The organism is Pseudoxanthomonas sp. YR558 (genome assembly GCF_900116385.1).
Classification (GTDB): domain Bacteria; phylum Pseudomonadota; class Gammaproteobacteria; order Xanthomonadales; family Xanthomonadaceae; genus Pseudoxanthomonas_A.
Window position 1 is genome coordinate 134,149 of record NZ_FPCI01000001.1, and the last position, 25,944, is coordinate 160,092.

Genomic DNA, 25,944 nt, shown 5'->3' on the forward strand with positions numbered 1-25,944 from the left:
CGGGCAGCGAACATTCGATTGAGAGGCACGTCACGTTTTTCGCGCGACGGCCGGGCTCAGGCCGCGGCGACGGGTTCCGGCGTGCCTTCGCGCGCGGCGGTGTACTGCTGCGTCACCAGCCACTGCTCAAGCGGGGCCGGCGGCAGCGGCGGGGAGAACAGATAGCCCTGCAGCACGGGGAAGCGCTGTTCGGTCAGGAAGCGGTGCTGCGATTCGGTTTCCACGCCCTCAGCGACCACCTTCATGCCCAGGCTTTCGCCGATGCGCAGGACGGACGTAGTGAGCGTGCGCGCGATGGCGCTGGTGTCGATGTCGCGGACGAAACTCTGGTCGAGCTTGAGTTCGCTGATCGGCAGGCGATGAAGATGGCTGAGACTCGAATAGCCGGTGCCGAAGTCGTCCAGCGACAGGCGCACGCCCAGCACGTAGATGGCTTCGATGTTCTCCAGCACATCCGGGTCCGGGTCCAGCATGACGCTCTCGGTGATCTCCAGCGTCAGGTGCTGCGGTTCCAGTCCGTGTTCGTCGAGCAGATCGGAGATCTGCAGGGACAGTTGCGGGTCGCGGAAATTGATGGCGGATACGTTGACCGAGACGCGCGGGATGTCCACCCCGCGCTGACGCCAGTCGGCCATCTGCACGCAGGCCTGACGCAACACCCACAGGCTGAGGTCGGCGATCAGGCCGCATTCCTCGGCGACCGGCACGAAGCGCGACGGCGGGATCACGCCGAGGTCGGGATGGTTCCACCGCAACAACGCCTCGACGCCGTACAACTGGCGACCGTCGCAACCACCGACCTGCGGCTGGTACTGGAGTTGCAGCTGGTCCAGGCGCAGGGCCTCGCGCAGCGCGGTTTCCAGCGAGACGCGTTCCTGCGCCAACCGGTTCATGTCCACGCTGAAGAAGCGGAAGCCACCGCCGCCATCGCTCTTGGCGCGGTACATCGCCATGTCGGCGTGGCGCACGAGCAGATCGATGTCGCGCCCGTCGTCGGGGAACATCGCCACGCCGATACTGGCGCTGGGATGCAGGGTCATCAGGCCGGCGGAGGTGGGTGCGGCCACGGCGCCCAGCAGGCGCTCGGCGACGCTGCCGGCTTGTTCGGCGCTGCACATCGGCAGTACCGCGACGAATTCGTCGCCGGCCTGGCGGCCGACGATGCTGACACCACCGAGTTCCTCGCTGAGGCGGGCCGCGATGTCGCGCAGCAGCCCGTCGCCGGCAGAATGGCCCTGTGCATCGTTCACCCGCTTGAAGCGGTCGAGGTCGATGAAGAGCACGGCGGCCGTGCCGTTGGCCTGGGCGACGTTGGCCAGGGCCTGTTCGGCCTTCGCGCTGAACATGATGCGATTCGGCAAGCCGGTCAGCGTGTCGTAGAACGCCAACTGGTGCACGCGCTCGTTGGTCTGCTCCCGCTCCAGCGTGAGCGAGCACAGGTGCAGGCAGGTGTCCGCCAGGCGCTCGTGCAATTCGTCCGGGCCACGGTTCTCGCGGTAGTAGAACGAAAGCGTGCCCAGCACGCGTCCGCTGCTGGACTTGATCGGATGCGTCCAGCAGGCGCGCAGGCCGAGCGGCGTGGTCAGGTGGCGGGTGTTGGCGCACAGCGGATCGCTGGCGATGTCCTTCACCAGCACGGTGCGCCCGCGCCACGCGGCGGCACCGCAGATGCCCGCGCGCGGACCGATCGACATGCCATCGATCTTGCGTGCCCAGGCCTCCGGAAGGCTGGGCGAGGCGAGGGCATGCATCAGCCCCTCGTTGTCGACCGTGATGATGGAGACCACCAGTTCCGGCGCGATGTGCTCCACCTCGCGGCAGATCAGCGTCATCACGTCGGCGACGCTCCATTCGTGCACCAGCGCATCCAGCACCTTGTTGTGCAACACCTGGTGCATCTTGGTCTGGGTGATGTCGCTGAGCACGCTCACCAGACCGAGCAGGGAGCCATCTTCGTCGTGCACGGGATTGATCGCGGCCGACAGCCACAACGGCCGGCCGGCCTTGGTATACAGCAGGACTTCGGTCTGCAGGCCCTCGCCGTCCGCCATCGCACGGCCGATGCGTTCGTCCAGCGTACCGTCGGTGTGGGGTCCGGAGAGTAGTTCCGCGGGCTTGATGCCCCGCAGTTCCTCCAGCCGGTAGCCGAGCATGCGGGTGAAGCCGCTGTTGACGTAGACGACCTCGCGTTCCGGGGAGCTGACGAAGATCGCGTTGTCGCTCTTGTCCACGACGATGGACAGCTGGCGCAGGCGCTCGAGCTGCCGTTGCTGGTCGCTGGTGTCGCGGACAAAGGCGGTGTGGAAGACCTGCTGGTCGACGACCATCTTCGACATCGAGACGGAACAGGCGCCCTCGCTACCGTCTGGGCGCCGGATCACCGCGTCGCGATGGCTGCCCATCAACTGCGCCAGCGTGGCCTCCGGAGCGGCACCGGTATCCACCTGCGGGCTGGAAAGCAGGCGCATGAAGGGCGTGCCGTGCACGTCTTCTCGACGGCACCGCCACAGCGCTTCGGCGGCCGGGTTGAACAGGACGATGCGATGGCGGCCGTCGATGACGAACGCGGCGTCCACCGACTGCTCCAGTACCTGCCACAGGCTGCCCTGCGGCGCTTCTGCGGGCGCCACGGGTCCATCACGCAACGATGTCAGCGACGTCAACGTACGACGGAGCATGGCAGGTCCTTGCGTGGGGGGCTGGCGTCAGCGGTGGCGGGGACTGCGACGATCATCGGGAGCTAGGGAAGAGTGCCTTCTGGTGACATATCGGCCGGGCGCGGCATTACTTGAAGGCGGTCACAAGACACCGGAGCGGCGTGGCAGGCCGCGACCGCCCCGATGGACTCAGAACTCCTGCCAGTCGCCATCGGCGAAGGCCGGTTCGGGCTTGCGCGGGGCGGGCTTGCGAGCTACGGCCTTGGGCGCGGCCGCCTTCGGTGCCATGGCCTCGGCGATGACGCGGCGGACCGGGGCATTCATCGTGGCCTGCAGCTTGAACACCGACACCGACTCGGTCAGCACCTGCGCCTGCTCTTCCATCGAACGCGCCGCGGCGGTGGCTTCCTCCACCAGCGCAGCGTTCTGCTGGGTGGTCTCGTCCATCTGGGTGATGGTCTGGTTGACCTGTTCGATGCCGGCGCTCTGTTCCTGCGAGGCGGCGGAAATCTCGGCCATGATGTCGGTCACGCGCTGCACCGAGGCCACGATCTCGCTCATGGTCGTGCCGGCCTGGTTCACCAGGGCCGAACCATCGGCGACCTTGTCCACCGAGGTCTCGATCAGGCCCTTGATCTCCTTGGCCGCATTGGCCGAACGCTGGGCCAACGTACGAACCTCGCTGGCGACCACCGCGAAGCCGCGGCCCTGTTCACCGGCGCGCGCCGCCTCCACCGCGGCGTTCAGCGCCAGGATGTTGGTCTGGAAGGCGATGCCGTCGATGACCGAGATGATCTCGGCGATCTTCTTGGAGGACTGCTCGATGTCGGTCATGGTGGAGACCACCTTGCCGACGACTTCGCCGCCCTGAGAGGCAACCGAGGCGGCACCGATGGCCAGCTGGTTGGCCTGGCGGGCCGACTCGGCGTTCTGGCGCACGGTGGAGGTCAGTTCCTCCATGGAAGCCGCGGTCTCTTCCAGGTTCGCGGCCTGTTGCTCGGTCCGACGCGAGAGGTCGGAGTTGCCCGACGCGATCTCGCCGGCGGCAGTGTTGATGCTCAGTGCCGCCATCTGGATGCCGCCGACGATCTCGGTCAACTGGGCCACGGTGGCGTTGGCGTCGTCGCGCATGGTGGCGAACACGCCATGGAAGTCGCCTTCCATCCGCGCGGTCAGGTCGCCGCGCGCGATGGCCTGCAGCAGTTCGGACACTTCGGCCAGGTTGCCATCGGTCGTCTTCATCAGCCCATTGAGGCCTTCCACCATGGCGCGGAAGTCGTACTGGTACTTCTCCACATCGCCACGCTGGGTGAAGTCACCGGACGCAGCCGCAGTCGACAGGCGCTTGATCTCACCGTTGATCGCCGACAGATTGGCCTTGCACATGTCCATGGCTTCTGTGATGACGGCCTTCTCACCGGGCAGGCGGTCCATGTCGATGGACAGGTCACCGACTGCATAACGGCGCATGACATTGACCGCGCTCATCTTCACGCCGATGTGCTGCGCCACCAGGGTGTTGGTGTCGCGCACCATGCGGCCGTAGTCGCCGGGGAAGTTCGTGTCGTCGATGCGGAAGCTGATCTGACCCTCGTCGTGGCGACGGGTCATTTCGGCCAGCGCGGCGATCAGCGAAACCACCTGCACCTGCATGCGCTGCATGGCAGAGAGCAACTGGCCCACTTCATCCTGGCGACTGGTGTCGATCTTGGCATCCAGGCGGCCGGCGGCCACGTCGTTGGCGACGCGCACTGCATCGGCGACCGGTCGCGCGATGGAGCGGCTGATGGTGAAGCCCAGCAACGATGCGAGTGCGAGCACCAGCACCAGGCCGCCGATCAGCGTGATCACGGTGCGCTCGTGCGCCTCGCGGGAGGCCTCGACGTTCTGGGACAGGTGGTCCACGTTGTATTGCGACAGCGTCTTCAGGTTGTCGAACAATTCGCGACGCAGCTTGCGCGAATCGCTGCCGGAAATCGCTTTGGCGGTGTCGAAGTCGTCGGCGGCGATCGCGGCGGCGATGCGGTCGTGGGCCTCGAAGTAGGCCGCGCGCGAAGATTCCACCTTCTTGTACAGCGCCAGTTCTTCGTCGGAGGACTCCGCCGGGATAGCGTTGTAGCCGGCTTCTTCCGCGTCGATCAGCGCGCGGGTGTCCTTCAGGCGCTTGTCGTAGTCGGCGAGCTCGGCCGCGTCGCCCTGCTTGCCCAGCTGCGCCTGCTCGAACGTGCGGAACTCGCCCAACTGCGCGCGCATCTCGCCGAGGTGCTGGACGGCGGGCATCCAGTTCTCGTTGACGTCGCGGATCTGCGCGTTGCCGTCATTGAGGCGCCACAGCGAGAAAGCACCCAACAGCAGGGTCAGCAGCGTGGTGGAAGCGAAGGCCAGCGCCAGCTTGCGGGCGATGGACAGGTTCTGGAACCAGGTCATCTTGGATCTCTCCGGTGGAACATCAAAGGCGTGCATGCGGCGGAAGTCGCGGGGACTTCCATGACGCCAGGCATCGATGCCTCACTCCCGTGCCTGCGCAGCGACATTGCGCTGTCTGCACGTGGAGTAACGGCGTATCGGGAGGGTTCTTTACGGCCGTTCGGCCGAAAGATAAGCGTGCTTACGAAACTGTCGCCGGCTCCCCGCGAAAACCGTGACCGGTGGCGCGGGGCAGGGGGGCGGAGCGGTCAGAACTGCAGCTGTGCGCGCAGCTCGAACACCGACGGATCGGCGGAAAAAGCGCCGCGCGTGGCGTCGGTTTTCACGTAATTCGCCTGGAACTTGAAGTACTGCGTCAGGTACCAGTTCGCGCCCAGCGTCCAATCGGACTGGCGGCCGCCGGCGATGCCGTCGTTGTCCAGGTCGATGCGGCTGTAGCGCGCCAGCAGCTCCACGGCGCCGTACTGGCCCTTGGGCTTCGGATTGGCGACATTGCCGCCGCTGTAACCGCGCGATTCGCCCGTGGCGAACCAGCTGCCAAACACGTACGCGCCGTCCGCCGAGTAGGACGGCAGGCCGAGATCGCGCGTGGTTTCCTGATGCAGGTACTCGCCCTGCACCGACCACGGACCATGGATCCACAGCGCTTCCAGGCCGGTGCGCTCGATGCGGTCCACGCGGGTCAGCGTGCCGGAATCCACCAGCCGGACCGCGGTCAGGGCGGCTTCCGGCTTGGCGCGCCATCGCACGCTCGGGTAGACGGTCACGCCGAGGCCGTTGACCTCGCTGTCCGGTCGTTCCTGCGAGGCGGCCAGGCCAAGGTGCAGCACATCGCCGGCGGCCTTGCGCGGTGTCCATGCCAGCCGCACGGCGGCGGTGTCGCCCTTGTTATTGCCCAGCAGGTCGGATTCGAAGAAGTAGCCGGCGTTGACCAGATAGCGGTCGCGTTCGAACGCCCAGTCGATACCGCTGCGGCGGTTCTCGTAGAACGCCTGCGTGGGCAGCGAGGCTTCCAGGAAGCTGACCGCGCGCGTGGCGGTGTTGCCTTCGAAGCCGAGCGGAACCTTCATCTGGCCGATGCGCACCTTGCCCAGGTCGCGGCCGAACAAGGCCTTGGTTTCCACGCGCAGCGCCACGTCGTTCCAGCTCTTGGCCTGGATGTCGTAGGTCACGCCGAGGTCGTACACGCCCTTGCGACGCAGGGTGAAGCCGAGTTCCTGCCGGCGCCAGGCATCGTCGTCTTCCAGCGCGGCGCCGTTGTAGCCTTCGCCGGAGAACTGGTTGAGGTCGTATTGGAGATTGCCGCCGAGGCTGAGTTCAGTGCCATCGGCGAAGCTGATCTTCGGCGGCCAGGCAGCGGCCTTGGTTGCGCCGTCCGCGGCATGCGCGGGTGCGTAGGTGGCCGCCAGGGCCAGTGCGAGCAGGGAAAGTGCGTACTTCATGCGGATACCGTAAGTGTAAAGGCGTGCGTCACCGTCGTCGCCGGGAGAAGGCGACGGGAGCGGTCACGCGGGGAAAGGGGTTCAGGCGGCCTGCTGCATCCGGCGCGTGCGCACCAGCCCGCCGATGTCGACGATCAGGGCGACGCGACCGTCGCCCAGGATGGTGGCGCCGGAGATGCCGTCGATGCGGCGGTAATTGTTCTCGAGATTCTTGACCACCACTTGCTGCTGGCCGATGAGTTCATCGACTTCCAGTGCAAGTTTCTGGCCATCGGCTTCGACCACGACGACGAGCGGGTCTTCGGCGCGCGCGTCGCCGTAGCGGTAGTACTCGTTGAGCGCGACCATCGGCAGGTACTCGCCACGCACGCGCAGCACGCGGCCGTCGCCGGCGACGGTGCGCACGTCCTCCGCCACCGGCTGCAGTGCTTCCAGCACGTAGCTCAGCGGCAGGATCAGGGTTTCGTCGCCCACCGACACCGCCATGCCATCGAGGATGGCCAACGTCAGCGGCAGTCGGATCACCACGCGCGTGCCCTGGCCGGCCGCGCTTTCGAGCTGCACTTCGCCGCCGAGGGCCTGGATGTTGCGGCGGACCACGTCCATGCCTACGCCACGGCCGGACAGGTCGGTGACGGCGTCGGCGGTGGAGAAGCCCGGCTGGAAGATCAGGTCCCAGACCTGGGAGTCGGTCGGGTTTTCCGGCACGGCGATGCCGCGTTCGGCCGCCTTGGCGAGGATGCGTTCGCGATTGAGACCGCGGCCGTCGTCGCTGACTTCGATGACGATGTGGCCGCCCTGGTGCGAGGCCGCCAGGGTGATCGTGCCGGTCTCGTCCTTGCCGGCCTGCGCGCGGACATCGGGCATTTCCAGGCCATGGTCGATCGAGTTGCGGACCAGATGCACCAGCGGGTCGGCGATGCGTTCGATCAGGCCCTTGTCCAGTTCCGTGCCTTCGCCGACGGTGCGCAGGCGCACCTGCTTGCCGAGGCGGGCGGACAGGTCGCGGACCAGGCGCGGGAAGCGGCGGAACACCGCGTCCACGGGCAGCATGCGCACGCCGATGACGGCTTCCTGCAGATCGCGCGTGTTGCGCTCCAGCAGGTCGAGGCCAGCGAACAGCCGTTCGCATTGGGCGGGGTCGAGCACGCCCGACACCTGCTTGAGCATGGCCTGGGTGATGACCAGTTCGCCGACCAGGTTGATCAGGCCGTCGATCTTGTCGACGCTGACGCGGATCGAGGTTTCGGCGGTGTCGTTGGCGGCGGCTTGCGCCGGAGCGGCACCGGCCTGCGCGGGGGCAGCGGCGCCGACCAGCTGCACAGGCGCTGCCGCGGCGGCTTCGACGGCGGCGACCGGGATGGCATCGCGTTGCATCGGCTGGATGTCCAGCTCGCAATCGTCGACGACCCACGCGAAGACATCGTCCACGGCGCTGCGCGGCACCTTGCCGATCAGGCCGAGGTCCCACGCGAGATAAGCTTCGAGTGGGTCGATCTGATCGAAGCCCGGCAAGCGTTCCAGCCGGCACGCGACTTCCAGCGGGCCGAGGTGTTCCAGTTCACGGATGATTCGCAGCGGATCGTTGCCGCTCATGAACAGCGATGGCGCCGGAGTGAAGCCGATCTTCCAGCCTTCGGGCGTTTCGTCGGCCTTCGGTGCGGCCGCAACCGCGACGGGGACGTCCTCGCCCGTCAGCACCGCGTTGAGGCGGTCCTTGATCGCCTGCACGGCGGCAGGATCGGCCGGCGTACCGTGTTCGGCTTCGGCGAGCAACGCGCGCAGCACGTCGACCGAGGCGAGCATCGCATCCACCGCGGGCGGGCTGACGGCGCGCTGGCCGGCGCGCAACTCGTCGAGCAGCGTTTCCAGCACGTGGGTCATGCCGGCGATCGCATCGAAGCCGAAGGTGGCCGAGCCGCCCTTGATCGAGTGGGCCGCACGGAAGATGGAATTGATCAGGTCGCCGTCACGGCTGCCTTGTTCCAGCGACAGCAGCCCCGCCTCCATGGCCTCGAGTCCTTCGCGGCTTTCCTCGAAGAACGTGGCGTGGAAGCGCTGCATGTCCATGTTCATTGCGACGGAGACCTGTGGCGGAAGACGGTGTACGGGGGAAGGGTGGGCGATCAGCCCAGGACTTTCTGGACGGTGGCGACCAGCTGTTCCGGATTGAACGGCTTGACCAGCCAGCCGGTCGCACCGGCGGCCTTGCCTTCGGCCTTCTTGTCGGCGGCCGATTCGGTGGTCAGCATCAGCATCGGCGTGAACTTGTAGTCCGGCAGGCCACGCAGCGCACGGATCAGCGAGATGCCGTCCATGTTCGGCATGTTCACGTCGGTGACGACGGCATTGAAGCGCTGGCCCTGCGCGCGCCCCAGCGCAACCTGGCCGTCTTCGGCCTCGTCCACGGAGAAACCCGCCGAGCTGAGGGCGAAGGCGACCATCTGTCGCATCGAGGCCGAATCGTCCACTACCAGAATGCGTGCGCTCATGCGGCGTTCTCCACTTGTTGCGTATTGATGTTGGTGTCGTCGGCGACCGGCAGGCCCAACTGGCGTCCCACGCCCAGCAGGCGCGCGGCGTCGCGGAAGCTCTGGCTGACCGCGCCGAAGTCGGTGGCCAGGCCCGCCTGCTGGCGCTGCCGCACGAAGCTGCACAGCACCTGCAGGCTGGCCGTGTGGATGCGCTGCACGGTGCCGGCATCCAGCACCAGCGGCGCCGCGTCGGCGACGTGCATGGCGAGATGCTGTTTGAGGTCGGTGGCGGCCTCGATACCGAGGTCGTCACCCAGGGGCACTGCGCTCATCGTGTCTCCGGAAGGGCGGCTCTAGAGCAGGTATCGGCGCGGGCCGATGGCTCTTTAGAGGTGCACGTGAATGTGTGACGCGCGTCGGACTGTCGCGGGGTGCGGTGCATGGGTCAGGTCAGCAGCTGCGAGGCGTCCAGCAGGATCACCGCGCGCTCGTTGAGGCGCGCCACGCCGCGGAACAGCGGGTTGGCGATGCGGCCCACGCGGGCGTTGTCCGGGGATTCGATCTGGTGGTCGCTGAGGTTGGCCACGTCCTCCACCGCGCTGACACGCAGGCCGAGGATCTCGCCATGTTCCTCGAGCACCACGATGCGGGTGGTCGCGTCGGGTTCGATCGCGCGGCGGCCGAGGTACAGGCCGAGGTCGATCACCGGCACCACCTGGCCGCGCAGGTTCATCACGCCGAGCATGTGCGGTGCGGCGCCGCGCAGCGGCAACAGGATGGCCGGCAGCACGACTTCCTGCACCTTGAGCAGCTCCAGCGCGTAGTGCTGCTGGTCGCAGCGCAGGCGCAGCCAGCGCGTCTTGCGTTCGGTCGCCCGGCGGCGTTGGCCGGTGTCGACCGGCGTCTGCAGGTACGGGTGGGTGGGGAGCGGCGGCAAGGCGCGTTGTATCGCAGGTGCGGCGGGCGCGACGGGTGCCGACGGCGGCTCCGCGACGGGCGCAGGCGAGGGGACGCGGGCCGTGGGCGCGGCCCCCCCGTGCAACTCATCGAGCAGGGCTTCGAACTCGTCGTCGGAAATCGCCTCGCTCGCCGGTGCGCGCGAAGGCGCGATGGCCAGCGCAGGGGCCGGCGTTTGCACGGGCGTCGCAGCGGGTGCGGCCGGCGCCTGCGGGACGCCATCGCCATGCAACTGGTCGAGCAGGGCTTCGAATTCGTCGTCGGTGATCAGGTCGGCTTCGGCGCCGGCGCGCACGGGCGCGACCGCCAGGACCGGTGCCGAGGGTGCGGCGGGAACGTCAGGCGCGATGACCGGCGCCTCGACCACCTCCGCCTCGGCCACGGGCGCGGGTTCGACGACCACGGCGGGCGGCGCTTCCGCCACCGGTGCCGGCGCAATGCCGACATCGCCGAGCAAGTCCTGCAGGTAATCGTCGAGGACGGCGGGCGTCGTCATGCGGCCTGCTCCGTGGCGCGCGCCTCAGTCAGCAGCAGCCAGTCCAGCGCGCGACGGTAGGCGGACAGGCCGCGGCCGGGATACTGCGCGGCCGGCGCGGAATGCGTCAGCGCTTCGACACTGCAGATGCGGGTGTCGTTGGGAATGGCGTCGTTCCAGACCGACTCGCCGTAGGTTTCCTGCATGGCCTTCAGCGTGTCGGCGCCGGTGCGCGTGCGCTTGTCGTGCAGCGTGGGCAGGATCGATACCGGCAGTGCGCGTCGGCGCGAGCGTTCGATCATCTCGCTGGTGCGGCACATGCCCTTCAGGCCGTGCAGTGCCAGCGGTTCGGTCTGGGTCGGAATGATGACGTGGTCGGCTGCGGCCAGCGCGTTGACCATCAGCAGGCCGAGCGTGGGCGGGCAGTCGAACAGCACGTAGTCGTACGCGGCGCCGCCGCGCGACAGCGCGTTCGACAGCGCCAGGCCCAGGCCGGGCTGGGTGGCGCTGCGGCGCTCCAGCGTGGCCAGCGGCGTTTGCGCGGCGACGAAGGCGAGGTTCTCGATCTCGGTGGCGCGCGCCAGGCGCGCCAGCTCGGGGGGATTCTCGTCGAACAGGTCCAGCACGCCGGCCGGCTGCGGATCGGCAGGCACGCCGAACGCGCGCGTCAGCGATGCATGAGGATCCAGGTCCACCAGCAGCACGCGATAGCCGCGCATCGCCAGCCCGCGCCCGAGGGCGAGGGTGGTGGTCGTCTTGCCAACACCGCCTTTCTGGTTGGCGATCGCCCACACGCGCATCACTGGACTCCTTCATGGACCTGGGGCGCCGGCGGCGCTCCGGGCATGGGCGTCGCGGCGTGCGTCGGCAACGGCGGCAGCGAGATCACTGACGGCGGGGCGACGGCTTCCTGCTGGGCATGCAATTCCGGTGCCGGAGCGCCGGGGCTCGCCAGGATGATCAGCAATACGCGGCGGTTGGCGTTGCGGCCCTCGATCGTCGCGTTGTCGGCGATGGGGCGGAACTCGCCGTAGCCGATCATCGCCAGCCGCTCCGGCGGGATTCCGTCGCGGACGAACAGGTGCACCACGCTGGCCGCGCGCGAGGACGACAGTTCCCAGTTGGAGGGGAATTGCGAGGTCCGGATCGGCCGGTCGTCGGTGTAGCCCTCCACGCGGACCGAGTTCGGCACATCGGCCAGCACCGCGCCCAGCTTGCCGACGGTCTCCTGCGCCTGCGGGTCGAGCGTCGCGGAGCCGGTGGCGAACAGGATGTCGCTGTTGATCTGCACTTCCAGCCACAGGGAGGAGCGCTTGATGGTGACCAGCTTCTCGTCGATCAGCGGCGCCAGCGCGCGCTCGAGGTCGTCGGCGATGCGCTTCAGCTCGCCCTGAGCGCTCTGCAGGCCCTTGGCGTCCAGCGACAGGTTCATCTGCGAGGCCATCGCCGCCAGCAGGGTGACGTTGGGCGACGGCGAAGGGGCCGACGGACCTTGCTTGGCACCGGACTTGATCGGCGAAGGACGGTCGAAGTCGGCGCCCTGCAACTGGTGGTTGCCCACCTGCACCGGGTTGATCGTGCGCGGGGCGCCGCCGAAGGCAGCGGTCAGCGCGTCGGCCATCACCCGGTACTTGCCTTCGTTGATCGTGGAGATGGCGTACATCACCACGAAGAAGGCGAGCAGCAGGGTCATGAGGTCGGCGTAGGGGATCGCCCAGGCCTCATGATTGGCGTGTTCCTCGTGCTTGTGCCGGCGTGCCATGGTCGCGCCGGCTCAGTGCAGGAAGCCGGCCAGCTTGGCCTCGATGTTGCGCGGGTTCTCGCCCTGCGCGATGGCGATCAGGCCTTCGATGATCATTTCCTGCTCGCGGCTGCGCCCGCCGATGACACTCTTGAGCTTGCTCGCGATGGGCAGGAAGAACAGGTTGGCCGAGGCGATGCCGTAGATCGTCGCGGTGAACGCGGCGGCGATGCCGTGGCCCAGCTTGCTGGGGTCGGCGAGGTTCTTCATCACGGCGATGAGGCCGAACACGGCGCCGATGATGCCCAGCGTGGGCGCGTAGATGCCCATGGCTTCGAACACCTTCGCGGCGGCGAGGTCCTGGTGCTCCTGGCCGTTGAGGTCGATCTCCATCATGTGCCGGATCGACTCCGGCTCCACGCCGTCCACCAGCATCTGCAGGCCCTTCTTCAGGAAGGGATCGTCCTGCTGGTTGACCAGCGGCTCCAGGCCCAGCAGCCCCTGCTTGCGGGCGATGTTGCTCCAGTCGACGATCTCGGCGATCAGCGCCTCACCGTCGTTGCCCGGCGGGCGGATCACCCAGCGCACGATGGCGACAGCGCGCTTGAACACCGGCGGCGGCGTGTGCACCAGGATCGCGGCGAGGGTGCCGAGGATCACGATGACGAACGCGGCCGACGACCACAGCGACGATAGGCCCGCACCCTTCAGGATGCTGCCACCGACCAGCGCGACCAGCGCGAGCAGGAGTCCGATGAGGCTGAAGATGTCCATGTAACGATCTATCGGCCCAATTCAGGTGGACTTGAGCTGGCGCGGGGGTGGGAGCGATGCAAGTCGCGACCGGGGTCACACCCGAATCTCTCTTGTGGGAGCGACGTAAGTCGCGAGCTCTTTCCTTCAGACATCGAGATTCGCCCGCACCGCGCCTGGCGGTCATCGCGACTTACGTCGCTCCCACAACAGCCTGCCGCGCTATGCCGTCGCGCGCAGGCCGTCCACGTCCAGGATCAGGGCCATGCGGCCGTCGCCGATCAGGGTGGCGCCGGCGTAGCCGGGCAGGCCGCGCACGGCGCGCGGCAGCGGCTTGATGACCACTTCCTCGCGGCCGCGCACCTGGTCGACGACCAGGCCGAAGCGCTGGTCGCCCATCTGCAACACCACGATGGTGAGCAGCGGTGCGGCGGTGGGTTCCACCTGCAGCCAGTCGCGCAGGTCGACCAGCGGCAGTGTGTGCGATTGGCGATCGAGCACGGCACGACCGTCGAACCAGCGCAGGCTGGCGGCGGGCGCGTGCAGCACTTCCATGACGCGTGCCAGCGGCAGGGCGTAGACCGGCTCGCCGGCCTGCACCAGCAGCGTGGGCAGGATCGCCAGCGTCAACGGCACGCGGATGACGAAGCGACTGCCGCGGCCCACGTCGGAATGGATGGTGATCTGGCCGCTGAGTTCGCGGATGCGCGACTGCACCACGTCCATGCCCACGCCGCGGCCGGAAATGTCGGTGACCTCGGCCTTGGTCGAGAAGCCGGGCAGGAAGATCAGCTGGAGGCATTCGTCGTGCGACAGGCGCGCGGCGGCCTCGGGATCGATCAGCCCCTTCTCCAGCGCCTTGACGCGCAGGCGTTCGGGATCGATGCCGGCGCCGTCGTCGCGGATCTCGATGGTGACGAAATCGCCTTCCTGCTGCGCCGACAGGCGCACGTGGCCCTGGCGCGGCTTGCCGCTGGCATCGCGCAGCGACGGCACTTCGATGCCGTGGTCGATGGCGTTGCGCACCAGGTGCACCAGCGGATCGGCCAAGGCTTCGACCAGGTTGCGATCGAGTTCGGTGTCGGCGCCGACCAGTTCCAGGTCGACTTCCTTCTGCAGTTGGCGGGCGACGTCGCGCGCCACCTTGGGGAAGCGCGAGAACACCTTGCCGACCGGCTGCATGCGCGTGCGCATCACCGCGTTCTGCAGGCGCGCCGTGGCGATATCGAGGCTGCTGACCGCGCGGTCGAGTTCCTCATCGCGGATGCGGGCGCGCAGGGTCTTCAGACGATTGCGTGAGAGCACCAGTTCGCCGACCAGGTTGACGATGGCGTCCAGCCGCTTGGTGTCCACGCGGATAGTCTGTTCCGCTTCGCCGCCGGCCTTCGCCGCCGGCTTGGCGGCCGGTGCGGGCTTGGGCGCGGCCGGTGCGGGGCGCGGTGTCGGTGTAGGCGCTGCGGCGGCGACCTGGGTGGGCGCGGCATCGCCGTGCAACTGGTCGAGCAACGCTTCGAATTCGTCGTCGCTGATCAGATCGCCAGCGGCCGGCGCGGTCGACATCGCGGCGGCAGCGGCGGGCGCCGGTGCGCTGCCGTGCACGTCGAACTGGTCGATCAACGCCTGCGGCGCGTGCGGCGGTTCTTCGCCGGCGCCGATTGCGTCCAGCATCTGCTGCAGATAATCCAGCGACTGCTGCGCGGCGTCGAAATGATGCGGCTCCAGCGCGGCCTGGCCCGCGCGGACCAGGCCGAGGGTTTCTTCCGCCGCGTGGCAGAGGTTGACCATGGCCTGGATGCCGAGGAAGCCGGCGCCGCCCTTGAGCGTGTGGAAGCCGCGGAACACGGCATTCAATTGTTCGCTGTCGGACGGGTCCTGTTCCAGGGTGACCAGCTGTTCGCCCAGGCGATCGAGGATTTCCTGCGCTTCGATCAGGAAGTCGGCGGCGATTTCGGGCGTGACGGCGGACATGGACGGGCGGTTACCGGAAGCGGTCGATCAGCGGGCGGGGTGGACCAGGCGAGGCGACGCGGCGCGGCGCGCGGTCAGGCGCCGGGCGATCACGTCGCAGGCCAGCAGCAGCCCGACGAACAGCAGGAGGAGCGGATGACGATGGACGGAACGGTGGCGCATGGCAGGTCTCCGGTTCCGCAGCGCCCGACGGTGGGCTACAGGCCCAGGCCGGAGAGCAGGTCGTCGGCGTCGTCCTGCGAGAACGCGTTGCGGTCAAGACCAGCAACGGCCGGACCGGCGAGTTCTGAAGTCTCTTTCTTCTCCGGCGGCGGCAGGCCGAGTGCACCGAAGCCCTCGTGCACCCGGCGGACGATGCCGGCGACACGGCGGATGATCTGGCCGGTGAGGTCCTGGTAGCTCTGCGCGAGCGCCATTTCCGACAGGCCCTTGCCGATGCTGTCCACCAGCGCAGCCTGTTCGGCCGACAAGGCGGTGCCCTTCAGCTGGGTGGCGTAGCCGCGGCACTGTTCGGCCAGGTCCAGCGTCTTGTGGCTGGCCTGTTCGGTCATCTCGACCACGTGGTCCAGGCGCGAGCAGGCGTCGTCCAGCTCACCGGCGTCGGTCGGGGGCAGTTCGCCCAGGGTCTGCGCCAGTTCGCGGGCGAGGCGACCCAAGCCCTGCATCATCGGCTGCGTACGCCAGGCGGCGATGGTGTCCAGTTCGCGGCGCCAGCCGGCTTCGTCGCCCTGTTCGAGGGCATCGAGCGCGTGCTGCAGCCGTTCCACCAGCGCGGCGCGCGCACCAGTGACGTCGGCGACGGCATTCATCAGGCGGCCGCTCCCAGGCGTTCGAAGATCTTGCCGAGCTTCTCTTCCAGCGTCTGCGCGGTGAACGGTTTGATGATGTAGCCATTCACGCCGTTCTGCGCGGCTTCGATGATCTGCTCGCGCTTGGCTTCGGCGGTGACCATCAGCACGGGCAGCGTCTTGAAGCGATCGTCGGCGCGGATCGCCTTCAGCAGCTCGATGCCGGTCATGCCGGGCATGTTCCAGTCGGTGACCACGAATTCGAAGCTGCCCTGCGACAGCGCGGTCAGCGCGCTGTTGCCGTCTTCGGCCTCGGCCGTGTTGGTATAGCCGAGGTCGTTGAGCAGGTTCTTGATGATGCGGCGCATGGTGGAGAAGTCGTCCACGATCAGGATGCGCATGTTCTTGTTGGCGGTCACATCGAACTCCAGTAAAGCGTGCCCGGTCAGGGGCGAGGGCAGGGCAGGGGCTGCACGCGGCGGCCTACCGGAGCTTTATCGGCAGGCCGCGGGGATTCTTCAGTCGTCGGTTTCCAGGCCGGCGTCGGCCTTCTCGAAGACCTGCAGGCGGCCGCGCAGGCGGACCATGGCCTGGCCGTGGATTTGGCAGACCCGCGACTCGCTGACGCCGAGCACCGCGCCGATTTCCTTCAGGTTGAGTTCCTTCTCGTAGTACATCGAGAGGACGAGCTGTTCGCGCTCCGGCAGGTGGCCGATGGCCTTGACCAACTGCTGGCGGAATTCGCTGCGCTCCAGGTTCTGCTGCGGCGACGGGCCGCCGGTACGCGCGGTGTTCGGCTCGCCGTGGTCGTCGATATGCGATTCCAGGCTCAGCACCTGGCCGCGCGCGGCGTCTTCCATCAGGCGCAGGTATTCCGGCAGCGGCATCTCCATCGCCGAGGCGACTTCGGTGGCGATGGCGGCGCGTCCGGTGCGCTGTTCGATCTCGCGCACGGTAGCGGCGGCCTGGCGCGCACGGCGATGCACCGAGCGAGGCACCCAATCGCCACGGCGGATCTCGTCGATCATCGAGCCGCGGATGCGGATCGAGGCATAGGTTTCGAACGATGCGCCCTGTTCGGCGTCGTAGCTGCGCGAGGCTTCGATCAGGCCGATCATGCCGGCCTGGATCAGGTCGTCGATCTCCACGCTGGCCGGCAGGCGTGCCGCCAGGTGATGGGCGATGCGGCGCACGAGGTCGGCATGCTGGGTGACGCAGTCGGTGGCGGCACTGCGCTGGACGGCGCGGTACTGGGCGGCGGCGGTGTTCATGCGGCCACCCCGCGCTGGATCAGGCGTTCGACGAAGAACTCCACGTTGCCGCGGGCGCCTTGCGGCGGCTGCCAGCGGGCGGCGACGCGGGCGATGTCGGTGATGGCGCGGGCGGATGGGCTGCCCGGGTACGCCTTCACGACGGCCTGCTGGCGCTGCACGGCGCGGCGCAGCCAGTCGTCCTGCGGCACGGCGCCCAGGTAATGCAGGGCGACGTCGCCGAGGAAGCGCTCGCAGACGCGGGCCAGCTTCTCGTACAGCTTCCGGCCCTCGTTGGGGTCGCGGACCATGTTGGCGATGACGTGCACGCGGTCCAGGCCGCGTTCGCGCGCCAGCACCTTGATCAGCGCGTAGGCGTCGGTGATCGACGCCGGTTCGTCGCAGACGACCACGACGGTGTCCTGCGCGGCCTGGCAGAAGGTCAGCACGCTGTCGGTGATGCCGGCGGCGGTGTCGACCACCATGACGTCGAGGGCGCGCTGCAGTTCGGAGAACACGTTGACCAGGCCGACGTGTTCGGCCGGCGTCAGTTCGGCCATGTGGCGGAAACCCGACGAAGCCGGCACCACCATCAGGCCTTCAGGCCCTTCCAGCAGCACATCCTCGAGCTGGCAGCGGCCGGCGACGAGATCGGCCAGGGTGAACTTCGGCGACAGGCCGAGCAGCACGTCCACGTTGGCCAGGCCCAGGTCGGCGTCCATTAGCAGCGTACGCTTGCCCATCTCGGCCAGCGAGATCGCCAGGTTCACGGAGACGTTGGTCTTGCCCACGCCGCCCTTGCCGCCGGTGATGGCGATGACGCGCACCGGATGGAACGCGGACGGGATCGGCGGGGTGCTGCGCGGATTGGTCTGCAGCAGGTGGTCAGGCGACATGGGTGGCCTCGGTCGAGCAGGGTTCGTCGGCTTCGCGGCGCAGCTGGTCCAGCCGCAGCACGAGGTGGGCGCTGTTGGCGCGGTGGAGGTCGTCGGGCACGCGCTGGCCGTCGGTCACCCAGGCCATCGGCAGCTGGTGGTCCACGACCACCGACAGCGCGGAGCCCAGGCGACCGGTTTCGTCGAGCTTGGTCAGCACCACGCCTTGCGGCTGCACGGTGCTGAAGCGGCGGACGACTTCGTCCAGGTCGGAGAAATGGGAGTTGGCCGGCAGGCAGAGCAGGGTCTGCACTTGGCCGGAAGCGCGCAGCCAGTTGAGCTGGCCGACCAGGTTGCGGTCGCGCTGGCCCAGGCCGGCGGTGTCGATCAGCACCAGCTTGTAGTCGCGCAGGCGTTCCAGCACCAACGCCAGGCTCTGCGCGCTGTCGGCTTCGTGCACCGCGATGCCGAGCTGGCGGCCGTAGCCGTGCAGCTGCTCGCGACCGCCGACACGCACGGTGTCGGTGGTGACCAGGGCGACGTCGCGTGCGTTGTGGCGCTGCGCGAAGCAGGCCGCCAGCTTGGCGATGGTGGTGGTCTTGCCGGCGCCGGTGGGGCCGACGAGGGCGATCACGCCACCGGCTTCCAGCGGGTCGATCTCGGTGACGGGCAACTTCTTCGACAGCAAGCCCAGCATCAGGCCGCGGCCACGATGGGCTTCGGTGTCGGCAGGAATCTGCAGGGCGATGTCGCGGGTGATGCCGGCGTCGAAGCCGTAATCCTCCATCAGTTCCATCGCCTGCATGCGCACCGGCGAACCGCGCAGGCGCTCGTCGGTGAGGCGGTGCATCTCGCGTTCGATCATTTCGCGCATCGCGGCCAGCTCGCCGCGCATGTGCACCAACTGTTCGTCGCTTTCGCGCGCATCGGCCGTCTCGTCGGTCACGACGGTGAGCGTCGGCACAGTGACGGCGGACGGGGCGGGGACGGCGGTCGCCGTGGTCGTGCGTGCGGCCGGCAAGGTGGCCACCTTCGGCGCGGGCGCCGGTTCCGGCAACGCGACGGGCGGTGCGATCGACGGCAGCAGGGCGTCCAGGTCCAGGGTGTCGTCGGCGTCCGTACGCACGGCGGTACGCGCACGCGGCACGATGGCGGGCTCGGCGATGGTGTCGTTGATCGGGGCGATGACCGGCGCCGGTTCGTTGGCGGGCGGTGCCGGCAGGCAGGCGGCCAGTTTGGAGGCGAAGGATTCGGGTTCGATCAGCTGCGGCGCGATCTCGCGCAACGGCTGGCTGGGGGTGAAGCGCGGCGGCGCTTCGTTGGCAGCCGTGACCGGCGTGGCGGCGAGGGGTGCCGCGGGCGTGCGCGGCGCGACGACCGTAGTTTCAGCGCGCACGGGGGTCGCCTGTGCGGCCGGTGCCTGTGCGGTCTGACGGCGCGCGAAGTAGCTGGCGGCGGCCTCGGCGGGCGACAGCGCCGGTGCGCTCGGTGCCGGTGCCGCGGCATTCGCGTCGGTGTTCGTGGCGCGGTTCGGTGCGGCCGGATCGAGCAGCGGATGCAGCGGTGCGGTGGCGTTGGCCGGGCGCATCGCGTCCAGGGTGTGCTTCACCAGCGCTTCGTCGTAGTTGCTGGCGGCGACGATCTCGACGCCGTCCTCGGTGACGCGGTTGGACAGGATCACCGCATCCGGGCCGTGTTCCTGGCGGACCAGGGCGAAGGCGGTGCGCATGTCGGGAGCGACGAAGCGTTTGATTTTCATGGCGTGCTATCCGGTTCGGTGTCGCGTCGGGTTCTGCTGCTCCCGGTCTCAGCTGATCGTGCCGACCAGCTTCAACCGCTTGTCTTCGGGAACCTCGCTGTAGGCCAGCACCGACAGCGAGGGGACGCTGTGGCGGACCAGTCGGGCGAGGGCGGCGCGGACCGTTCCCGGTACCAGCACCACCGCAGGCTCGCTGCGGGCTTCCTGCTTGGTCACCACGTCGGCGAGGCTCTGGTGCAGGCGTTCCGCCAGTCCCGGTTCCAGCGCCGCGCCGGTTCCCTGGGTGCTGTCCTGCAAGACGCGTTCCAGATTCGGCGCCAAGGTGTAGACGGGCAGCTCGGGGGTCATGCCGGAGATCTCCTGCACGATGAACCGCCCCAGCGAGGTGCGTACGGCGGCCGTGAGCGCGGCCGGATCGGCGTTCTGCGGCGCGAACTCCACCAGCGCCTCGACGATGCGGCGCAGCTGGCGGATCGGCACGCGCTCGATCAACAGGTTCTGCAGCACGCGCACCACGGTGGCCAGCGGCAGCGCCTTGGGCGTGAGGTCCTCGACCAGCTTCGGCGCGTTGCGGCCGAGCTGGGACAGCAGCTGCTGTACCTCCTCGTGGCCGAGCAGTTCCGGGGCGTGTTCGCGCACCAGGTGCGAAAGATGGGTGGCCATGACGGTGGCCGGATCGACCACGGTGTAGCCCAGCGATTCGGCCGTGGCCTTCTGGTGCGCCTGGATCCAGACCGCATCCAGGCCGAACGCCGGATCCTTGCCGGGAATGCCGTCGATGGCGCCGAAGGCGCCGCCCGGGTCCAGGGCCAGTTCGCGATCCGGGTGGATCTCCGCGGTGGCGACGGGCACGCCGTGCACCAGCAGGCGGTATCCGTTGGACGGCAGTTCCAGGTTGTCGCGGATGTGCACCGGCGGGATCAGGAAGCCGAGGTCCTGGGTCAGCTTCCGGCGCACCGCCTTAATGCGGGACATCAGCTCGCCACCCTGGTTCTTGTCGACCAGCGGGATCAGCCGGTAGCCGACTTCCAGGCCCAGCGGATCGACCGGGCGCAGTTCGTCCCAGGTCAGTTCGGCGTTGCGGTCGGGCGCGCCGGGCGCGGGCAGGGCGGCGATATCGCCGCCGGCGGCCTCGGGGCCTTCCTGGGTGCGCTTCCACATCTTCCAGGCCAGGTAGCCGAGGATTGCCGCCAGCGTCAAAAAGGCGACGTTGGGCATGCCCGGCACCAGGCCGACCAGGCCCAGCACGCCGGCGGCCACCGCCAGCGCCTTGTGCTGGCCGAAGGCCTGGCCCATCACCGCCTGGCCCATGTCTTCCGAGCGCGAGGCGCGGGTGACCAGCATGGCCACCGCCGAGGAGACCAGCAGGGCGGGCAGCTGGGCGACCAGGCCGTCGCCGATCGACAACAGCGTGTAGGTCGAGGCCGCTTCGGCGGCCGGCATGCCGTGCTGGAACATGCCCACGGCGAAACCGCCGACCAGGTTGATGAAGAGGATCAGGATGCCGGCGATGGCGTCGCCGCGGATGAACTTGTTGGCGCCGTCCATCGAGCCGTAGAAGTCGGCTTCCGCCCGGACTTCCTCGCGGCGGGCCTTGGCTTCCTCGCGGGTCAGGATGCCGGCGTTGAGGTCAGCGTCGATGGCCATCTGCTTGCCGGGCATCGCGTCCAGGATGAAGCGTGCCGAGACTTCGGCGATGCGGCCGGCACCCTTGGTGATGACCACGAAGTTGATGATGGTCAGGATGGCGAACACCACGATGCCGACCGCGTAGTTGCCGCCCACCACGAACTCGCCGAAGGCCGCGATGACCTTGCCGGCGGCCTCGTGGCCGTCTTGGCCGTTGAGCAGGATCACGCGGGTGGAAGCCACGTTCAGCGCCAGGCGCAGCATCGTGGTCATCAGCAGGATGATCGGGAAGATCGTGAAATCCAGCGGCCGCTTCACGTAGATCACGGCCAGCAGCACCACCAGCGAGATGGCGATGTTGAAGCTGAAAAGCGCATCCAGCACAGCCGGGGCCAGCGGCACGACGACCATGGCGAGCAGCGCCAGCACGACCAGGGGCGCACCCAGGCCGTTCTTCAGCATGTCCATCCAGCGCAGGCCGCCGGAGGCCGGTTGCGCGCTCATGCCTTGCCCCCGTGCTCATCCACGTCCACGGCGGGCATGTCCGGGTGGGGGGCGTCGCCCACGCGCCAGGCACGCAGCTGGTACACGTAGGACAGGATCTGGGCGACGGCGGCGTAGAGTCTCACGGGGATTTCTCGACCAAGCTGACCCTCGCGATACAAGGCGCGTGCCAAAGGCGGCGCCGAGACGATGGCGATACGGTGGGCGTCGGCGACTTCGCGTATGCGCAGGGCAAGTTCGTCCACGCCCTTGGCCACGACCCGAGGCGCGCCCATCTGGCCGGCCTCGTACTTCAGTGCGACCGCGTAGTGGGTCGGGTTGACCACGATCACGTCGGCGGTGGGGACGTCTTCCATCATCCGGCGCTGCGACAGCTGGTGCTGCATCTGGCGGATGCGGCCTTTCACTTCCGGGCTGCCTTCGCTTTCCTTCATCTCCTTGCGCAGCTCTTCGCGGGTCATCTTCAGCTTCCGCAGCCAGTTCCACTTCTGGTACGGCGCGTCGAGGGCGGCCAGCAGGATCAGGCCGCCGGTGGTGGCCAGCAGCAGGGTGCTGGTGAAGCCCAGGCCGCTGCGCACGGCCTGCTCCAGCGGCATCGTCAGCAGTTCGCGCAGGGGATTCAGGCCCATCTTCAGGCAGATGGCCGCGGCGCCGCCGATCAGGGCCACGCGCAGCAGCGACTTCAGCAGTTCCGCCACGCTCTCAGCGCCGTACAGGCGCTTGAGGCCGGCGGCCGGACTCAGCCGCTTGAAGTCGGGCATCAGCGCTTTCTGCGAGAACTGGAAGCCGCTCATCGCGATCGGCGCGGCCAGGCCGGCCAGCACACAGATGCCGGCCACCGGTGCGACCACCGCCAGCAGCTTGAGCAGGAGCAGGCCGACGTGGCCGAACAACTGGTCGGGGTGGCGCATCAACGCCGGGTCGGGGGTCAGCGCGATCTTCATCCAGCCCAGCGTGTTGCGGGCGAGCGAGGGCCCCATGGCGGTGATCGCCAGCACGCCCGCCCCGAATACCGCCGCCGTCGCCAGCTCGCGCGAGCGCGGGATGTTGCCCTGTTCCCGGGCTTCGCGGCGGCGTTTTTCGGTGGGAAGTTCTGTGCGTTCGCCGCTTTCGTCCTGCTCAGACATGGCGTGTTTCCGACGGGGTCGGGGCGATGGCTGCAAGTCCCGTTCCAGTCGGCGGGCGGGCGGCGACGTGGAATTGTCTAACGGCGCGTCGCGCGGCTAGCATGTAGGCATGCTGTTCCGCGCCCTCCGCCAACGCCGCTTCCTGCTTCGCCTGCCGGCGCTGGCACTGCTGTTGCTGGCGGTGCTGGCCAATCCGGTGCTGGCCTCGCTGGGCGACCTGCACGAGCTGGGCAGCGGCGGCGAGCATCTGCATGCGGTCAGCGACCACGACGACGCGGGTCCCGCCCACGGACATGCCGATGGCGACGACGGCGAGGGCGACCTGCTGCATGCGCTGATGCATGCGAGCCATTGCTGCGGCCACCTGACCGCCATCGTGCCGGCACCGCTCGCGCTGCCCGGCATGCCGCCCGCTTCCGCGGCGCCCATGGCCGACACCGTGCCGGTGCCTTCTCCGCAGCCGACTTCCCTGCTGCGTCCTCCGATCGTCGCGTGATGCCCGTGCCGGGCTGACGTTCCGTCGCCCAGCGTCCATCACCGACTTTCCGGAGATTTCCCATGTGGTTGCGATTGGCGGCGTTGGCCGCCTTCGCGATCGCGCCGTGCGTGCACGCGCAGGCGCCATCGCCCGCTGTTCCCCCTGATGTCCTCACGCTCGACGACGCCATCGCCCGCGTCGCCCGTCTCCATCCCGACCTGCGCGTGTTCGATGCTCGCCGTAGCGCGCTGCAGGCGGACTACGATGCTGCGTCACTGCGGCCGGCGCTGCGCGCGGGGCTGGAGATCGAGAACGCCCTCGGCAGCGGCGAAGCCCGCGCCTTCCGCCAGGCCGAGGCCACCCTGACCCTCGCCGGGGTGCTCGAACGTGGCGGCAAGCTGGATGCGCGCCGCACGCTGGCGCAGGCCCGCATCGATGCGCTCGCCCTGCAGCGCGAAACGCAGCGACTGGACCTGCTGGCGGACGTCGCCCGCCGGCACCTCGCCGTCGTGGCGGCGCGCGCCCAGAAGACCATCGCCATGCAAGATGTGGCGCAGCGCCAGCGCACCGTCGCCGGTGCGCGCCAACGGCTGCAGGCGGGTGCGTCGCCGGAATCCGTGGTGCTGACGGCGCAGGCCGCCCTGGCACGCGCCGAACTCGCACAAGCGCGCGCGGAACAGCAGGACGTCGCCGCGCGCCAGCATCTGGCCGCGTTGTGGGGCGAACGCGCACCGCGTTTCAACATCGCGCCCGCCGATCCGCTGGTCTTGCCCGACATCGCAAGTGCGGCGGACTTGGCGGCGCTGCTCGATGGCACGCCGGAACTGGCCCAGTTCGCCGACGAACGTCGCGTGCGTGAAGCGCGCGTGCGCCTCGCGCGCACCGCGGCAACGCCCGATGTGGATTGGCAGGTGGGCGTGCGTCGCATGCAGGACAGCGGCGACATGGCGCTGGTCGGCGGCGTGTCGTTGCCGTTGGGTGGTGCGCGTCGCGCCGCGCCGGAGATCCGGTCCGCCGAGGCCGACCTCGCGGCGCTGGAGATCGAGCGCGAATCGCGCGATATCGCGCTGTACTCGACCCTGGCTGATGCGCATGGTCGTTATCAAGTAGCGCAGCTCGATGTGCAGCGTACGCGGACCGACGTGCTGCCGCGCCTGTTGCGTGCCGAGCAGGCGGCCGAGCGCGCGTACCGCGCGGGCGCCATCAGCTACCTCGAATGGGCGCAGCTGCAATCCGAAACCACGGCGACGCGTCGCCAGCAACTGGACGCCGCGCTCGACGCGCAGGCGGCCCTGATCGAAATCCAGCGGCTCACCGGACAGGCGTTCGTCGCCGCCCCTGCCGCTTCACCGGAAGGAACGACCCCATGACCCTGCGACCCCTGATCGGCGCGCTCGCGCTTTCCCTGTTGCTGGTCGCCTGTGGCGGCAAGGACGACCACGCCGAAGAGGACCACGGCCACGAAGGTGGGGAACACGGCGCGGAAGAAGCCGCGCGCGGCGAACACGGCGGCCGGTTGCTGGCACAGGGCGGCGTCACCGTCGAACTCGCCATCGCTGAGAGCGGCACGCCGCCGACTTACCAGGCGTGGCTTTACCGCGAGGGCAAGCCGTTGCCGGCGACGGCGGGCACGGTCGAAGTCCGGCTCGTCCGCCTGGGCAACGTGCGCGAAACCCACACGCTCATGCCACAGGCCGATGGCAGCCTGTTGGCGAAGAGCGTGGTCGGCGAACCCCATTCCTTCGATGTCGAGGTGATTGCGACGGTGGATGGCAAGCCGCTGCGCTGGACCTACGACAGTTACGAGGGCCGCACCACCATTGCCGCGAAGATCGCGGAGGATTCAGGGGTCCGTGTCGCGCCCGTGCAGGCGGGCGTGATCGCCGACGAACACGAGGTGCAGGGCCTGCTGACGCCGGTGGAGGGCCGCGTGGCCAACATCGCCGCGCGTTTTCCCGGGCCTATCCGCCGGCTTTCCGTCAACGTGGGCGACCGCGTGCAGGCCGGGCAGGCGCTGGCAACGGTGGAAAGCAATCTCAGCCTGACGACGTACACCGTCACCACGCCGATATCCGGCGTGGTGCTGGCGCGCAACGCCACGGTGGGCGGCGTGGCCGGCGAGGGCGCCACGTTGTTCGAAGTGGCCGACCTGTCGTCGCTGTGGGTGGATCTGCACATCTTCGGCGCGGATGCCCAGCACATCGTGCCGGGCGTGCCGGTGACGGTGACGCGGCTCAGCGACGGCGCGACCGCGCAAACCACGCTGGAGCGGGTGCTACCCGGCACGGCCACCGCCAGCCAGAGCACGGTGGCGCGCGCAACGCTGGCGAACGCCGATGGCCTCTGGCGGCCCGGCTCGGCAGTGAAGGCGCGGATCACGGTGGAACAGCAGCCCGCCGCGCTCGTCGTGCCGGTGGCGGCGCTGCAAACGTTCCGCGACTGGGACGTCGTGTTCGTGCGCGTCGGCGACACGTACGAAATTCGTCCAGTCGAACTGGGCAAGCGCGATGCCGCGCGTGTCGAGGTGCTGTCCGGCCTCAAGGCGGGCGATCAGGTCGTGGTGGAGCAGAGCTATCTGGTGAAGGCGGACATCGAGAAATCGGGGGCCTCGCATGACCATTGAACCGACGCCCTTCGAAC

21 protein-coding genes and 1 pseudogene are annotated in these 25,944 nt (G+C 68.6%); 3 read left to right on the forward strand and 19 right to left on the reverse strand.

What is annotated here, in order from left to right; genetic code table 11:
- Window positions 1-56: 56 nt before the first annotated feature.
- From BM365_RS00580 to flhB, 19 genes and pseudogenes are all read right to left on the reverse strand, one after another.
- Complete coding sequence (locus tag BM365_RS00580) at window positions 57-2,678, reverse strand: EAL domain-containing protein (RefSeq protein WP_093485655.1); 2,622 nt, start codon at window positions 2,676-2,678, stop codon at window positions 57-59.
- A 168-nt stretch (window positions 2,679-2,846) separates the two neighbouring features.
- Complete coding sequence (locus tag BM365_RS00585) at window positions 2,847-5,084, reverse strand: methyl-accepting chemotaxis protein (protein ID WP_093485657.1); 2,238 nt, start codon at window positions 5,082-5,084, stop codon at window positions 2,847-2,849.
- A gap of 248 nt (window positions 5,085-5,332) precedes the next feature.
- Complete coding sequence (locus BM365_RS00590) at window positions 5,333-6,526, reverse strand: OprO/OprP family phosphate-selective porin (protein ID WP_093485659.1); 1,194 nt, start codon at window positions 6,524-6,526, stop codon at window positions 5,333-5,335.
- An 81-nt stretch (window positions 6,527-6,607) separates the two neighbouring features.
- Complete coding sequence (locus BM365_RS00595; RefSeq protein WP_093485661.1) at window positions 6,608-8,602, reverse strand: chemotaxis protein CheA; 1,995 nt, start codon at window positions 8,600-8,602, stop codon at window positions 6,608-6,610.
- A 50-nt stretch (window positions 8,603-8,652) separates the two neighbouring features.
- Complete coding sequence (locus BM365_RS00600) at window positions 8,653-9,018, reverse strand: response regulator (protein WP_056878962.1); 366 nt, start codon at window positions 9,016-9,018, stop codon at window positions 8,653-8,655.
- Window positions 9,015-9,332 carry an STAS domain-containing protein gene (locus tag BM365_RS00605; RefSeq protein ID WP_093485663.1) on the reverse strand — a complete coding sequence of 106 codons (318 nt, stop codon included), beginning with the start codon at window positions 9,330-9,332 and terminating at the stop codon, window positions 9,015-9,017. The genes BM365_RS00600 and BM365_RS00605 overlap by 4 nt, the downstream gene beginning before the upstream one ends.
- A gap of 113 nt (window positions 9,333-9,445) precedes the next feature.
- Complete coding sequence (locus BM365_RS00610; RefSeq protein ID WP_093485665.1) at window positions 9,446-10,453, reverse strand: chemotaxis protein CheW; 1,008 nt, start codon at window positions 10,451-10,453, stop codon at window positions 9,446-9,448.
- The gene (locus tag BM365_RS00615; RefSeq protein WP_093485667.1) at window positions 10,450-11,232 is read right to left on the reverse strand and encodes a ParA family protein; all 783 of its coding nucleotides are present in this window, start codon (window positions 11,230-11,232) and stop codon (window positions 10,450-10,452) included. Before BM365_RS00615 ends, BM365_RS00610 begins: the two co-directional genes overlap by 4 nt.
- Window positions 11,232-12,194: a flagellar motor protein MotD gene (motD, locus tag BM365_RS00620; protein WP_093485669.1), complete on the reverse strand. Its 963-nt coding sequence runs from the start codon at window positions 12,192-12,194 to the stop codon at window positions 11,232-11,234. The genes BM365_RS00615 and motD overlap by 1 nt, the downstream gene beginning before the upstream one ends.
- Before the next feature lie 12 nt (window positions 12,195-12,206).
- The gene (locus BM365_RS00625; protein WP_093485671.1) at window positions 12,207-12,947 is read right to left on the reverse strand and encodes a flagellar motor protein; all 741 of its coding nucleotides are present in this window, start codon (window positions 12,945-12,947) and stop codon (window positions 12,207-12,209) included.
- Between the two features lie 201 nt (window positions 12,948-13,148).
- Window positions 13,149-14,894, reverse strand: a complete 1,746-nt coding sequence (locus BM365_RS00630) for a chemotaxis protein CheA (protein WP_093485673.1) — start codon at window positions 14,892-14,894, stop codon at window positions 13,149-13,151.
- Window positions 14,895-14,921: 27 nt separating this feature from the next.
- The gene (locus BM365_RS18230) at window positions 14,922-15,056 is read right to left on the reverse strand and encodes a hypothetical protein (RefSeq protein WP_255412345.1); all 135 of its coding nucleotides are present in this window, start codon (window positions 15,054-15,056) and stop codon (window positions 14,922-14,924) included.
- Between the two features lie 35 nt (window positions 15,057-15,091).
- On the reverse strand, window positions 15,092-15,703 hold the full coding sequence (locus tag BM365_RS00635; RefSeq protein WP_093485675.1) for a protein phosphatase CheZ: 612 nt from the start codon (window positions 15,701-15,703) through the stop codon (window positions 15,092-15,094).
- Window positions 15,703-16,083 (reverse strand): chemotaxis response regulator CheY, encoded by a 381-nt coding sequence (gene cheY / locus BM365_RS00640; protein WP_056879027.1) that lies wholly within the window; start codon window positions 16,081-16,083, stop codon window positions 15,703-15,705. Before cheY ends, BM365_RS00635 begins: the two co-directional genes overlap by 1 nt.
- Window positions 16,084-16,200: 117 nt before the next feature.
- The gene (locus tag BM365_RS00645) at window positions 16,201-16,953 is read right to left on the reverse strand and encodes an RNA polymerase sigma factor FliA (RefSeq protein WP_093485677.1); all 753 of its coding nucleotides are present in this window, start codon (window positions 16,951-16,953) and stop codon (window positions 16,201-16,203) included.
- Window positions 16,950-17,762, reverse strand: a pseudogene (locus tag BM365_RS00650) (MinD/ParA family protein); the annotation flags it as partial. The pseudogene BM365_RS00650 and the gene BM365_RS00645, both read right to left, overlap by 4 nt.
- Window positions 17,763-17,817: 55 nt before the next feature.
- Window positions 17,818-19,566 carry a flagellar biosynthesis GTPase FlhF gene (gene flhF / locus BM365_RS00655; protein ID WP_093485679.1) on the reverse strand — a complete coding sequence of 583 codons (1,749 nt, stop codon included), beginning with the start codon at window positions 19,564-19,566 and terminating at the stop codon, window positions 17,818-17,820.
- 48 nt (window positions 19,567-19,614) lie between these two features.
- Entirely contained in the window at window positions 19,615-21,699 is a 2,085-nt protein-coding gene (gene flhA / locus BM365_RS00660) for a flagellar biosynthesis protein FlhA (RefSeq protein ID WP_093485681.1), read from the reverse strand.
- A complete protein-coding gene (flhB, locus tag BM365_RS00665) occupies window positions 21,696-22,826 on the reverse strand; it encodes a flagellar biosynthesis protein FlhB (RefSeq protein WP_093485683.1) in 1,131 nt (376 codons plus the stop codon). Before flhB ends, flhA begins: the two co-directional genes overlap by 4 nt.
- A 109-nt stretch (window positions 22,827-22,935) precedes the next feature.
- On the opposite strand from flhB, the gene BM365_RS00670 reads away from it, so the two are divergent.
- The 3 genes from BM365_RS00670 to BM365_RS00680 all read left to right on the forward strand — a co-directional run bounded on the left by BM365_RS00670 (window position 22,936) and on the right by BM365_RS00680 (window position 25,927).
- Window positions 22,936-23,322, forward strand: coding sequence for a hypothetical protein (locus BM365_RS00670; protein WP_093485685.1), 387 nt, complete (start codon window positions 22,936-22,938; stop codon window positions 23,320-23,322).
- A gap of 62 nt (window positions 23,323-23,384) precedes the next feature.
- Window positions 23,385-24,674 carry a TolC family protein gene (locus BM365_RS00675; protein ID WP_093485687.1) on the forward strand — a complete coding sequence of 430 codons (1,290 nt, stop codon included), beginning with the start codon at window positions 23,385-23,387 and terminating at the stop codon, window positions 24,672-24,674.
- Window positions 24,671-25,927, forward strand: coding sequence for an efflux RND transporter periplasmic adaptor subunit (locus BM365_RS00680; RefSeq protein ID WP_093485689.1), 1,257 nt, complete (start codon window positions 24,671-24,673; stop codon window positions 25,925-25,927). Before BM365_RS00675 ends, BM365_RS00680 begins: the two co-directional genes overlap by 4 nt.
- The last annotated feature ends 17 nt before the right edge of the window (window positions 25,928-25,944 follow it).